Source organism: Stenotrophomonas sp. 59, from assembly GCF_030291095.1.
In the GTDB taxonomy this organism is placed as follows: domain Bacteria; phylum Pseudomonadota; class Gammaproteobacteria; order Xanthomonadales; family Xanthomonadaceae; genus Stenotrophomonas; species Stenotrophomonas maltophilia_Q.
Map to the genome: position 1 here is coordinate 4,341,263 of NZ_CP127408.1, position 12,932 is coordinate 4,354,194.

Genomic DNA, 12,932 nt, shown 5'->3' on the forward strand with positions numbered 1-12,932 from the left:
GGGCCCGACCAGGACCTGTCGAGACCCCCATGCCTGTGGTTGCCAGCCGGCGAGGACTCCGGCGCCCACAACGAAGGCCATCGCGCTGATGGCCGCACCGATGCTCGATACCTACCGTGAGGTGGTGACGCCGGAGGGTGTGCTGCTTCAGTTGCCGGTAGCCGGACCGCTGCCGCGGGCCATGGCCTGGCTGGTCGATCTTGGCGTGCGCATCGCGGTACTGGTGCTGATGGCGATTCCGCTGGCGGTGCTGGACGAATTCGGCTCCGGCCTCAACCTGGTGCTGATGTTCCTGGTCTACTGGGTCTACCCGATCGTGTGCGAGGCGCTGTGGGGCCGCACCCTGGGCAAGCGCGCGCTGGGCCTGCGCGTGCTGTCCCGCGATGGCGCGCCCGTGGGCTGGATGGCGGCGATCACCCGCAACCTGCTGCGTACGGTGGACATGCTGCCGTTCGGCTATGCGCTGGGCCTGGTCAGCAGCCTGTTCGATCCGCACGGCCGCCGCCTCGGCGACCTGGTGGCCGGCACCGTGGTGGTGCACGCGCCTGTGCTGTACCTGCCGCCGCCACCCACCATCGACAGCGTGCTGGCCCCGCCACAGCCGCTGCGGCCGGAGGAACAGGCCGCGCTGATGGCCTTCGCCGAGCGCGCCCCGCGTCTGTCCGCGCCCCGCCAGCAGGAGTTGGCCGGCATCGCCGAACCCCTGACCGGCAGCCTGGGCCAGATCGGTGTGCTGCGCCTGTATGCGATGGCCAACTGGCTGCTGGGGCGGCGATGAAACAGGAACAGTTCGTCGCCCGTTACCAGCAGGAATGGCAGGACCTGGAACAGTGGCTGCTGCTGCGTGCCGGCGCCTCGCGCCGTGCGCGCCGCAAGGCCAGCGGCCTGGCACTGGACGATGCCACCGTCCCGCAACGCTATCGGCGCCTGTGCCAGCAGCTGGCGCTGGCCCGCGAGCGCGGTTACAGCCCGCAGCTGGTCCAGCGCCTGCAGCAGCTGATGCAGCAGGGCCACAGCGTGCTGTACCGCACACGGCCGACGCGCTGGCGCGCCGCGCTGGAATTCCTGGTGGCCGACTTCCCGCTGCTCGTGCGCGGCCAGGCACGCAGCATGTGGGTAGCGCTGGCGATGTTCGCGCTGCCGGCAATCGCCTGCTTCGTGCTTGCACAGGTCTACCCGGACCTGATCCACACGCTGATGGACAACCGCCAGATCGCCGCGATGGAGCGCATGTACGACCCTGCCGCCGAACGACTGGGCCGCGACAGCGGCACCGACTGGATGATGTTCGGCCACTACATCCTCAACAACATCAGCATTGCCCTGCGCACGTTCGCCAGCGGCCTGCTGGCCGGGCTGGGCACGCTGCTGGTGCTGCTGTTCAACGGCGTCACCATCGGGGCGGTGGCCGGCCACCTGCAGCACATCGGGCACGGTGGGCCGTTCTGGCGCTTCGTGGTCGGCCATGGCGCATTCGAGCTGACCGCGATCGTGATCGCCGGCGGTGCCGGCCTGCAGCTGGGCATGAAACTGCTGGCACCGGGCCGGCGCAGCCGCCTGGATGCGCTGGTCGACGGTGGACGCATCGGTGCCCGGCTGTGCCTGGGCGTGGCGTTCATGCTGCTGGTCGCGGCCTTCATCGAAGCGTTCTGGTCGTCGATCGCCGAAGTCCCCGCATGGATCAAGTTCAGCGTCGCCGGAGTGCTCTGGGCCGGCGTGCTGCTGTGGCTGTGGCGTGGCGGGCGTGGAGGCGGCCATGCGCATTGACCGCCTGGACGTGGTGCTGCGTGCACGCAGCGGCTGGGAAGCGATGGAGCTGGGCAGTGCCCTCGCCCGCCGCCATGCGCGCGCCGTGTGGGGCAGCTGGCTGCTGGCCAGTGCTCCGTTGTTCGTGATCTTCAACGCGCTGGGATGGTGGCTGGATGCCTTCGGCTGGGCCTGGCTGGCGATGTGGTGGTGCAAGCCACTGTTCGAGCGTGCGCCGCTGTATGTGCTGTCACGCGGCATCTTCGGCGAACCGGTCAGCACGCTTTCGGCCCTGCGTGCGCAGCGCCACTGGGGCAACTCCGGTTTCTGGGGCTACCTGGGCTGGCGCCGCTTCAGCGTGCTGCGCAGCCTGTGCCTGCCGGTGAACCTGCTGGAAGGCAACGCACCGGGCCAGCGCGGTCCACGCCGCCGTGTGGTGGCGGCCGGCGCCGCAGGTGCGGCGACAGTGCTGACCGTGACCTGCATGGCGTTCGAAGCGGTGCTGGTGTCCGGTGCCATCGGTGCAGTGTTCATGTTCATGCCACTGGACCTGATGTCCGAATCCTGGCGTGCGGCGTGGGACATGATCGGCAAGGACACGCCGGCCTGGGCACGCTTCGGTTTCAATCTGGCCTGCTGGCTGGCCTCGGCGCTGATCGGCCCGTTCTTCGTCGGTGCGGGCTTTGGCCTGTACTTGAACCGGCGTACGCAGATGGAAGCCTGGGACGTCGAAATCGCCCTGCGCCGCCTGCGCGATCGCCTGCTGCCGGCAGCGTCGACGCTGGCCCTGCTGCTTTGCCTGGCACTGCCGCTGGTCTCCGCCCCGGTGCACGCGCAGGACGCAGATGCCGAGCCCGGACGCGCCATGGGCAAGCCCAGCGACAGCGGCATCGCCTCCGAAGAGGACGACGAAGAACCGACCGTCGACCCGGCCAACACGCCGGCCACCATCTTCGGTGGAACGCCGGTGGACACTGCTGGTTTCCGCCAGGCGGTGAATCGCGCCTATGAGGATCCGCTGCAGCGCCCGACCCGCCAGGTCACCCGCTGGAAGCCGATCGAACAGGCCGAGGAAAAGAAGAAGGAAGACAAGCAGCTGCAGAGTGACAGCAGCCCCCGGGGCGAACGCAAGGCGCGCAAGGAGGGCATCGCCTGGCTGGCACGGTTGGCCGAGTGGGGCCTGTGGGGCCTGCTGGGCATCCTGCTGCTGGTGCTGCTGCTGACGGCCCGGATGTGGTTGCCCTGGCTGCGCGGCAGCGGCCGGCGCAAGGCCGATGCACCACCGCAGGTGATGGAGGAACAGGTGGAACTGCCCGTGGTGCTGCCGCCGGACGTGGCCACCCAGGCCGGCCTGCTCTGGGACCAGGGCCGGCCCCGCCAGGCGCTGGCCCTGCTCTACCGTGCCAGCGTGGGTACCGTGGGAGAGCGCAGCGGCATCGCGCTGCCCCCCGGCGCCACCGAAGCGCAGTGCCTGCGTGCATCGCGACGCATGCCTGACGCCACCGACCGTGACCTGTTCGCGCGCATCGTCCGCATGTGGCAGTACGCGGCCTACGGTGGCCACCTGCCCAGCCGCAGCGATTTCGACGCATTGGCCGCAACGCTGCGCCAGCAGTACGGGTGGCAGGCATGAGCCCGCGCGTGTTCTGGTCGTTGTTGCTGGGCGTGCTGGTTCTGTTCGGCGTGCCGCTGACCATCCTCTACCTGCGCACGCATGAGCGCGTGACCGAGACCATCCGGCTGCCGCCGCAGGGCGAGGCCGGTTACAACCCGCTGTACGTGCTTGGCCAGGCCCTGCGTGCCGACGGCATCGACGTGCATTCGCTGCCCCGGCTGGAACTGCAGCAGATGACGCTGGGGCCGCACGACACGGTGGTGCTGCTGCAGGACAGCAGCGAACTGCCGCCGCCCGTCGCCAACGCCCTGCTGGATTGGGTCGAGGATGGCGGCCACCTGCTGGTACGCACGCCGCCGCCGGCCGAGGACGATGCCGGCAGCACGCAGGGGCCGCTGCTGGACCGGCTGGGCGTGGACAGCCTGTTCCAACGCAGCGACTGCCAGCCTTTCCATGTCGATGATGATCCGGGCCACGTTGAATTCTGCGGTGGCCGCCGTTTCACCCTGGGCTTTGCGGCCAGTGCGCAGGCCGAACGCCGTTGGGGCGGTGATCGCGATCTCGTGTTCGCACGCCTGCGCCATGGCCAGGGCAAGGTGAGCGTGCTGGCCGACATGGACTTCATGCGCAGCGAGGTGGATTCACCGGCAGCGCGCCTGGCCTCGGCGGGCGGCAAGGCCAGCGATGGCCTGCACGATGCTTCGCACCGCGACCTGACCCGCTATCTGCTCGACCCGAACTACGGCAAGGGTACGGTCTGGCTGATCTACGCCAGCCGCCCGCCATCGCTGTGGGCACGCATCTTCTACCAGGGCTGGCCACTGTGGGCGCCGCTTCTGCTGGCCCTGCTGGGTTGGCTGTGGAGCCGCTCGCAGCGCTTCGGCAGCCTGCAACCATCGCCGGTGCTGGAACGCCGCTCGCTGCTGGAGCATGTGCGCGCCAGCGGCGAACTGCTGCTGCGTTTCGGCCACGGTACACGCCTGTACGACGCCGTGCTCGCCCTGTTCCTGCATCGCCTGCGACTGCGTGCACCGGTTGCCGCCGCGCTCGATGGCGCACCACGTGAGCAGGCTATCGCCGCGCTGCTGAAGTGGCCACAAAGCCGCGTCGCCAGCGCGCTCACACCGCCTCCGCCGCACGATTCCTCCGCCCTGCGCGAGCGCATCCGCTTGCTGCTCCAGATGAGATCCCTGCTATGACCGAAGTCCCCGAGCTGCCGGCGGCCGCCGATGCCCGCCTGATCGAACGCGTCGATGCCATCCGCGAGGCCGTCGGCCGCGCCTTCATCGGCCAGGCCGACGTGCTGGACCAGATTCTGGTGGCCCTGCTGGCCGGTGGCCACGTGCTGATCGAGGGCGTGCCCGGGCTGGGCAAGACCCTGCTGGTGCGCGCGCTGGCGCAGGCGATGGAGCTGGACTACGGGCGCGTGCAGTTCACCCCCGACCTGATGCCCAGCGACGTCAGCGGCCACGCCGTGTACGACCCGAAGAGCGAGAGCTTCAAGATCCGCCGTGGCCCGGTGTTCACCAACCTGCTGCTGGCCGATGAGATCAACCGCGCGCCGGCCAAGACCCAGTCGGCGCTGCTGGAAGTGATGCAGGAGGGCCAGGTGACCATCGAAGGCAAGGCCTTCACCCTGGCGCCACCGTTCATGGCGCTGGCCACGCAGAACCCGCTGGAACAGGAAGGTACCTACCCGCTGCCGGAAGCCCAGCTGGACCGCTTCCTGCTGAAAGTGCTGATCGACTACCCGCAGCTGGAGGACGAGAAGCGCATGGTGACCGCGATCACCAGCGGCCGCTCCGCCAGCGATTTCGACCTGAGCCAGGTACCGCGCGTGCTCGGTGCCGGTGAACTGCTGGAGCTGCAGCGCGCCACCGCGGCCATCACCGTGGATGACGAAGTGATCGACTACGCGGTGCGGATCGTGGCCGCCACCCGGCAGTGGCCGGGCATCGCGGTCGGTGCCGGCCCGCGTGGCAGCATCGCGCTGGTACGTGCATCGCGCGCACAGGCGGTGCTGGCCGGCCGTGACTTCGTTACCCCCGACGACGTGCGCGACATCGCGCGCCCTGCGCTGCGCCATCGCATCGCGCTGGCCCCGGAGCTGCAGATCGAGGGCCAGGATGCCGACGACGTGCTGGGCGCGCTGCTGGCCAAGGTGGAAGCACCGCGCCGATGAGGCCTGCCCCGCTGCTGCTGGCGCTGTTGCTGGCCTGGGCCGCTCTGGGTGGCCTGGTGCTGGGCGGCCTGCTGCCACGCTGGAGCTGGGCGCTGGCCGCGGTGGCCATCGCGCTGCCTGCGCTGTTCGACCTGTGGCGGCAGGCGCGGCGTCCATCGCCGCAGATCCAGCGTGAGCTGCCCGAAGCGCTGGCATTGGGCGTGCGCCGCGAGGCCGCGCTGCGCCTGCAGGCGGACGCAGCGATGACAGTGCAGGTGTTCGACCTGGTCCCCGGCGGCTGGCCGCTGGAATCGCTGCCGCAGCGCGTGCGCCTGCAGCCCGGCAGCGCCTCCACCCTGCACTACCACCTGCAGCCGCTGCAGCGTGGGCGCTTCCGCTTCGACGGCGTGCATCTGCGCATGCGCTCGCCATGGCGGCTGTGGTGGCAGCAGCGCACCCTGCCACCGGCGCTGGACGTACGGGTCTATCCGAACTTCGTGCCGCTCACCCGCTTCGCCCTGTTCAGCGCCGACCAGGCCTCGCGCCTGGTGGGTGCGCACGTGAAGCGTCGCCGTGGTGAAGGCACCGACTTCCACCAGATGCGCGAATACCGCGTGGGCGACAGCCTGCGCCAGCTCGACTGGAAGGCCACCGCACGGGCGCGCAAGCTGGTCTCGCGCGAGTACCAGGACGAGAAGAACCAGCAGCTGCTGCTGATGCTCGACAGTGGGCGGCGCATGCTGGCCAGCGAAGGCGGTCTCTCGCATTTCGACCACGCCTTGAACGCCTCGCTGGTGGTGGCGTACCTGGCATTGCGCCAGGGCGATGCCGCCGGCCTGTTCGCTGCCGGTGGCGAGCGCCGCTGGGTGGCGCCGCAGCGTGGCATGGGCACGGTCGAGCACCTGCTGCGTGCCAGCTACGACCTGCAGCCGCGCGCGGTGGCCACCGATTACCTGGCCGCCGCCACCGAGGTGTCGCTGCGCCAGCGCCGGCGCGCACTGGTGATGCTGGTCAGCAACGTGCGCGACGAAGACATCGAGGATCTGCTGGCGGCGGTGCGCCTGCTGCAGAAACGCCACCTGGTGTGCGTTGCCAGCCTGCGTGAGCGCGAACTGGATGCTGCCCTCGATGACGAGGTGCAGTCGCTGGAGGACGCCGCCCAGGCCGGCGCTGCGGCGCTGTACCTGCAGCAGCGCGCGAAGGCGCACGAGGCACTGCGCAGCGAGAAGGTGATGGTGCTGGACGTGACCGCCGATGCCCTGCCCGGCGCGCTGGTGGAGCGCTACCTGGCGGTGAAGCGCGAAGGATTGCTCTGAGCGGTAGCGCCGGGCCATGCCCGGCGGATCACCGTGGCCGCCGGGCGTGGCCCGGCGCTACCGACGCGTCGCTCTGGTAGGTGCCAACCTTGGTTGGCACGCATGCCACCGCGTTGCCGGCCAGTGGCCGGCACTACCCCCGCAGCAATCGCCGCTGCAACCGCTCCACCGCGCGCTGCAGCAGCACCCGGTTGCGGGCCAGCTTCATCCATTGCGGCAGGCGCGAGAACATCGAACGGTTATATCCGCTGCCCTCGCGCAGCGTGGCCGTGGCGTAATCGTGCAGTGCCTGCAGGTGTTCGGCGTTGTATGCCCACAGCAGACCGGCAGCGGTCTTTTCCACCAACCGCAACGGCAAGCCGAAATCGGGGTCGATGGCTTCGTTGCCACGCCAGCGCGATAGGGTGACGTCCACATCACTGCTGCGACCACATTGGCTGCAGTCCGCAGCCATGGTCCGCAGCGGCATGGTGGCACGGGCACGACGCACCTCGATGCGTACCCACTGGTGGCCGCAGTAACCACACGGCCGGCAACCGCTGTAGCGCACCGGCCCCACCCAGTCACCGGCACCACAGCGGTTGCAGCCACACCCGCCGTCCAAGGCTTCGCTGCACCCCAGACAACGGAAGCGCCGCGCGTTGGAGGGGCCTGTCACCCAGCCCGGCGTATCGCAGCGATGGCAGCGCACTGCCACCCGGTCGGCATAGCGGAACAGGGCACGGCCGTCATCGCGATGGCGCCGCGGCGGCACCGCCATCAGACGTAGATCCGCGTCGGCGCCTCATCGACGATCGCGTGCGGCACGAAACGCGCGCTGTCGCGGGTGATCGCGCTGTCGTCCTCGCGGATGCCGATGCCGCAGGCGTGGTCCCCCACCACCCAGCTGCCGATCAGCGGATAGCCGCCTTCGAAGCGGGTGAGCGGATGCGCGCGCTGGATGATCGCGGGGCCATCGTAGGGGCCGTCGCTGCGCTGGGTGCTGCCATCGGCCAGGTGCATCTCGATGTTGGCACCCTCGCGCGAGAACAGCGGCTTGCGCACCCAGCCCGAGGCCAGCGTGCTGCCGTCATCGAAGTGCGCTTCCAGCAGGTTCGGATGGCCCACGTTGCGCTGCCACAGCAGCGGCAGGATGCCCTTGTTGCTCAGCACCGCCTTCCATGCCGGTTCCAGCAGCTGCACGCCCGAACCGGGAAGCGCGCGACCGAATTCCTCGACCATCAGGTCTTCCAGCGGGTACAGCTTGAACAGCGTACCGATCACCGAATCATCCAGCGCGGTGAAGCGGCCGTCCTCGGACAGCCCGATATCCTCGACGGCGATGGCCTGGCCATGCAGGCCGGCCTGCGAAGCGCAGTCGCGCAGGTAATCGACGGTGCCACGGTCTTCTTCGGAACTGCCGACCGCGCTGAAGTACAGCGGCGGCGGCAGCTGCGTGGCCAGTTCGCCGAAACGCTCGACCAGCGCCTCATGGATGGCGTTGAACTGGTCGGCATGCTGCGGCAGGCGGCCGGCATTGCGCTGGTCTTCCAGCCACTGCCACTGGAAGAAACTGGCCTCGAACAGCGAAGTTGGCGTGTCGTAGTTCAGTTCGTACAGCTTGGCCGGACCAGTGCCATCGTAGGCCAGGTCCAGGCGGCCATAGAGATGCGGCTGGCGCTGGCGCCAGCTGTCGGCGATCCAGTCGCGGTAGTGCGACGGAATCGCCAGCTGGTCCATCAATCGTTCGCTGCCGATGACATCACCGACCAGGTCCAGCGCCATCTGGTGCAGTTCGGCGCTGGGGTCTTCGATGTCCTGTTCGATCTGGCGCAGGGTGAACGCGTAGTACGCGCTTTCATCCCAGTACGGCTGGCCATCGATGGTGTGGAAGCGGAAACCCGCCTCTTCCGCGCGCGCCCGCCACTGGGCACGCTCGGCAATCCGGATGCGCTGCATGGGTCGATCAGCCGCCGTAGCTGCCGCTGGTGCTGCGGCGCGCGCTGGTGTTGCCGAAGCCACCACGGCTGGCAGTGACTGCACGGTTCGGTTCGCTGGTGACCGGTGCCAGGCCGGCCTTGCCGGCGCCGATACCGCTGGCGGTGTTCAGGCCTCCGGTACCGCCCGGTGCCGGACGCGCCCAGCCGGCACTCTTGTCCTGGTAGGCCGGTGCCGACGCCGGCGCCTGCGGAGCCAGGCCGCCACGGTTGCTCAGCATCTGCGACATGAAGAAGCCCATCATCATCGGGCCGATGAACGAGGTACCCGCCGACGTGTGCTGCTGCACGCACTGTTCCGGCTTGTAGTCCTTCTCGCAGGCTTCCTTGCTGGCGTACTTCGGCGCCGCATCGGCAGCCTGCTTCTGCGCTTCGGCGAAGGCATTGCGGCACGACGACGGATCGCCGGTGGCCTCGGTGCAGGCCTCGACCGAGGTGTACAGGCCTTCCTGCACCTTCACCTCCGGCTCCTTCTGGCAGGCGGTGAACAGCAGCGGCGCAGCGCTCATCAGCAGCAGCGCGGTGGTGCGGGAACGTTTCATGGCCTCATGCCCTGTCGACGGATCAATGCCCAATGATGCCAAATCCTGGCCAACAACCGGAATCGGCAAAGTCCGAAAGATGAACGGACTTTCATTTTCGTCGTTCCCCATCATCCACGCATGGCGTGGATCCATCGTGTCGACCAAGGTCGACACCCACCAACAGCATTGGGAATCTGTCGAAGGCGGGGTGGGTCCGCTGGCGGGGGTGTCCGCGGCATGGATGCCGCGGCCAAGCCCCCAAGGACGGGTTTACGGCGTCCCCCGCCAGCGGACCCACCCCGCCTCCCGCAGGAAGCCCGCTGTTGCTGTTGAGGTTGCCGGCCAGCGGCCGGCACTACCGCGGGTGCCGGGCGCAGCCCGGCCGGACCACATCCGGTGGTTGCAGCAGCAACCGAAAAAATTGGCCATGATCAGGCGACCCCCACGTCGTACGGCCCGCCCGTTCCGCCAGCCATGCCCGAATACCGTTCCCGCACCTCCACCGCCGGCCGCAACATGGCCGGCGCCCGCGCTCTGTGGCGTGCCACCGGCATGAAGGACGGCGACTTCCACAAGCCGATCATCGCCATCGCCAACTCCTTCACCCAGTTCGTGCCCGGCCACGTGCACCTGAAGGACCTCGGCCAGCTGGTCGCGCGCGAAATCGAACAGGTCGGCGGCGTCGCCAAGGAATTCAACACCATCGCCGTGGACGACGGCATCGCGATGGGCCACGACGGCATGCTGTACTCGCTGCCCAGCCGCGAGATCATCGCCGACGCCGTGGAGTACATGGTCAACGCGCACTGCGCCGACGCGCTGGTGTGCATCAGCAACTGCGACAAGATCACCCCCGGCATGCTGATGGCCGCGCTGCGCCTGAACATCCCGGTGGTGTTCGTTTCCGGCGGGCCGATGGAAGCGGGCAAGACCAAGCTGTCCGAGCACAAGCTGGACCTGGTCGATGCGATGGTGGTGGCCGCCGATGACAGCGCCTCCGACGAGAAGGTCGCGGCCTTTGAGCGCAGCGCCTGCCCCACCTGTGGCTCGTGCTCGGGCATGTTCACCGCCAACTCGATGAACTGCCTGACCGAAGCGCTGGGCCTGTCGCTGCCCGGCAACGGCACCACGCTGGCCACCCATGCCGACCGCGAAGCGCTGTTCCGCCGCGCCGGCCGCCTGATCGTCGAACTCTGCCATCGCTGGTATGGCGGCGAAGACCCGAGCGCGCTGCCGCGCGGCATCGCCACCCAGGCCGCGTTCGCCAATGCAATGACCCTGGATATCGCCATGGGCGGCTCCACCAACACCATCCTGCACCTGCTGGCCGCGGCGCAGGAAGCCGAGGTCGACTTCGACCTGACCCACATCGATGCGCTGTCGCGACGCGTGCCGCAGCTGTGCAAGGTGGCGCCGAACACGCCGAAGTACCACATCGAAGACGTGCACCGCGCCGGCGGCGTGTTCGGCATCCTGGGTGAGCTGGACCGCGCCGGCCTGCTCGATGCCTCCGTACCCACCGTGCACAGCACCAGCCTGGCCGAGGCGCTGGAACGCTGGGACGTGGTGCGCAGTGACAACGACACTCTGCACACCTTCTTCAAGGCCGGCCCGGCCGGCATACTCACCCAGGAGGCCTTCAGCCAGGCCACGCGCTGGCCGACGCTGGACATCGACCGCGCCGAAGGCTGCATCCGCTCGCTGCAGCACGCGTACTCGCTGGAGGGCGGCCTCGCCGTGCTGCGCGGCAACCTGGCCGTCGATGGCTGCGTGGTGAAGACCGCCGGCGTGGACGAATCCATCCACATCTTCGAAGGCCCCGCGCGCGTCTACGAAAGCCAGGACGCCGCCGTCGCCGGCATCCTCGCCGACGAAGTGCAGGCCGGCGAGGTGGTGGTGATCCGCTACGAAGGCCCGAAGGGCGGCCCCGGCATGCAGGAAATGCTGTACCCGACCAGCTACCTGAAGTCGAAGGGGCTGGGCAAGCAGTGTGCGCTGCTCACCGACGGCCGTTTCTCCGGCGGCACCTCGGGCCTGTCGATCGGCCACGTCTCGCCGGAAGCCGCCAGCGGCGGTGTCATCGGCCTGGTGGAAGATGGTGATCGCATCCGCATCGACATCCCTGCCCGCCGCATCGATCTGCTGCTGGACGAGGCCGTGCTGGCCCAGCGCCGCAGCGACGCCGATGCGCGTGGTTGGAAGCCGCGCGCGCCGCGCCCACGCAAGGTCACCAGTGCATTGAAAGCCTACGCCCTGCTCGCCACCAGCGCCGACAAGGGGGCCGTTCGCAACACCGCCCTGCTCGGCGATTGATCCCGATGCGGTAGTGCCGGCCGCTGGCCGGCATCTGCACGGTGCTTCACACATCGATGAGGTGGCCGGCCAGCGGCCGGCGCTGCCAATCCGCTACGCTGCGCGGCATGACCCAACGTACATCGCGCCAGCCCCTCATCGATGCCCTGCGTGGGTTCGCGCTGCTCGGCGTATTCCTGGTCAACCTGCGCTTCTTCTCGCTCGACGCGCTGATGACCGAAGCCGCGCAGCAGGCGCTGCCCAGTGCCTCGCTCGACCAGGCCATCCGCACCGGCATGGAATGGCTGGTGGACATGAAGGCGATCACGCTGTTCTCGCTGCTGTTCGGCATGGGCGTGGCGATGCAGATGGACAGCAGGGTTCCCGGCCGCATGTCCGCGCACCTGCGGCGGATGGCCGTGCTGCTGGTGATCGGCCTGCTGCATTCGGTGCTGCTGTGGTGGGGTGACATCCTGCTGGTGTATGCCGTGGTCGGCCTGCTCCTCCCGTTGTTCCGCCACCTCGGTGATCGCGCCCTGTTGTTCAGCGGCGTGTTCATTGCCCTGTTGCTGCCTCCCCTGCTGTCGCCGTGGATACGCGAATGGGTGGCCCTGCTGACTCCGCGCGCGCAGATGAACGCCGGGGCGTTCGATGCGCTGGCATCTGGCACGCTGGCGCAGGCGTGGTGGCACAACCTGCAGCTGGCGGCGTGGCTGAAGCTGAGCAACTGGGCGTTGTTGTTCTTCGTGCTCGGTCGCTTCCTGCTGGGCTACTGGGCAGGCCGTCGCGGCCTGCTGCTGCAGCCGCAGGCACATCTGCCGCTGCTGCGTTCAATTGCTCTGGGTGGCCTGCTGCTGACGGCAGCGTTCCTGTGGATCGATGCCAATGCCGATGCACTGAAACAGGCATGGCCAGCGCTGCGTGCGGGCGTGCCCGGCTACCTGCTGCGCGTGTCGTACCGCGTTGCGCCGCTGGCATTGGGCATCGCTGCGGCAGCGATCTTCGCCTTGCTCTATCTGCGCCCGTGGGCCGAACGCGTATTGCGCGTGTTCGTTCCGGCCGGGCGCATGGCACTGAGCAACTACCTGCTGCAAAGCGCGATCTGCGTACCGCTGTTTGCCGGCTTCGGGCTGGGCATCGGCCCGCAGCATGGATTGTGGCCGGTGCTGCTGGTGGCTGCAGCAGTGTTCCCGCTACAGCTGTGGGCGAGTACGTGGTGGCTGCGCGGCCATCGTTTCGGGCCGGTCGAATGGCTGTGGCGCAGCGCCAGCGAAGGGCAATGGCTGCCGTTGCGGCGCTAGA

Annotated in this window: 11 protein-coding genes; 8 read left to right on the plus strand and 3 right to left on the minus strand. The window is 68.8% G+C overall.

The window, feature by feature from the left end:
* The first annotated feature begins 88 nt into the window (after positions 1–88).
* The 6 genes from QP552_RS19855 to QP552_RS19880 are packed head-to-tail and all read left to right on the plus strand — an operon-like array spanning position 89 to position 6,838.
* Positions 89–778 carry an RDD family protein gene (locus tag QP552_RS19855; protein ID WP_106550024.1) on the plus strand — a complete coding sequence of 230 codons (690 nt, stop codon included), beginning with the start codon at positions 89–91 and terminating at the stop codon, positions 776–778.
* Positions 775–1,767, plus strand: a complete 993-nt coding sequence (locus QP552_RS19860) for a stage II sporulation protein M (RefSeq protein WP_286074476.1) — start codon at positions 775–777, stop codon at positions 1,765–1,767. Before QP552_RS19855 ends, QP552_RS19860 begins: the two co-directional genes overlap by 4 nt.
* Positions 1,757–3,379 carry a DUF4129 domain-containing protein gene (locus tag QP552_RS19865; RefSeq protein WP_286074477.1) on the plus strand — a complete coding sequence of 541 codons (1,623 nt, stop codon included), beginning with the start codon at positions 1,757–1,759 and terminating at the stop codon, positions 3,377–3,379. Before QP552_RS19860 ends, QP552_RS19865 begins: the two co-directional genes overlap by 11 nt.
* A complete protein-coding gene (locus QP552_RS19870; protein WP_286074479.1) occupies positions 3,376–4,560 on the plus strand; it encodes a DUF4350 domain-containing protein in 1,185 nt (394 codons plus the stop codon). The genes QP552_RS19865 and QP552_RS19870 overlap by 4 nt, the downstream gene beginning before the upstream one ends.
* On the plus strand, positions 4,557–5,543 hold the full coding sequence (locus QP552_RS19875) for a MoxR family ATPase (RefSeq protein WP_111113432.1): 987 nt from the start codon (positions 4,557–4,559) through the stop codon (positions 5,541–5,543). The genes QP552_RS19870 and QP552_RS19875 overlap by 4 nt, the downstream gene beginning before the upstream one ends.
* Positions 5,540–6,838, plus strand: a complete 1,299-nt coding sequence (locus QP552_RS19880) for a DUF58 domain-containing protein (protein ID WP_286074482.1) — start codon at positions 5,540–5,542, stop codon at positions 6,836–6,838. Before QP552_RS19875 ends, QP552_RS19880 begins: the two co-directional genes overlap by 4 nt.
* 133 nt (positions 6,839–6,971) lie before the next feature.
* Here the strand turns inward: QP552_RS19880 and QP552_RS19885 are convergent, their stop codons facing one another.
* From QP552_RS19885 to QP552_RS19895, 3 genes are read right to left on the minus strand one after another with little or no spacing between them, the layout of a single operon-like run.
* Complete coding sequence (locus tag QP552_RS19885) at positions 6,972–7,598, minus strand: hypothetical protein (protein WP_286074484.1); 627 nt, start codon at positions 7,596–7,598, stop codon at positions 6,972–6,974.
* Positions 7,598–8,776: a glutathionylspermidine synthase family protein gene (locus QP552_RS19890; protein WP_286074486.1), complete on the minus strand. Its 1,179-nt coding sequence runs from the start codon at positions 8,774–8,776 to the stop codon at positions 7,598–7,600. Before QP552_RS19890 ends, QP552_RS19885 begins: the two co-directional genes overlap by 1 nt.
* 7 nt (positions 8,777–8,783) lie before the next feature.
* Positions 8,784–9,356, minus strand: a complete 573-nt coding sequence (locus QP552_RS19895) for a DUF1190 domain-containing protein (protein ID WP_286074488.1) — start codon at positions 9,354–9,356, stop codon at positions 8,784–8,786.
* A 456-nt stretch (positions 9,357–9,812) separates the two neighbouring features.
* Here QP552_RS19895 and ilvD point away from each other — a divergent pair, with 456 nt between their 5' ends.
* Positions 9,813–11,651 carry a dihydroxy-acid dehydratase gene (gene ilvD / locus QP552_RS19900; protein WP_286074489.1) on the plus strand — a complete coding sequence of 613 codons (1,839 nt, stop codon included), beginning with the start codon at positions 9,813–9,815 and terminating at the stop codon, positions 11,649–11,651.
* Positions 11,652–11,758: 107 nt separating this feature from the next.
* Positions 11,759–12,931 carry a DUF418 domain-containing protein gene (locus QP552_RS19905; protein ID WP_286074491.1) on the plus strand — a complete coding sequence of 391 codons (1,173 nt, stop codon included), beginning with the start codon at positions 11,759–11,761 and terminating at the stop codon, positions 12,929–12,931.
* Position 12,932: the final 1 nt, after the last annotated feature.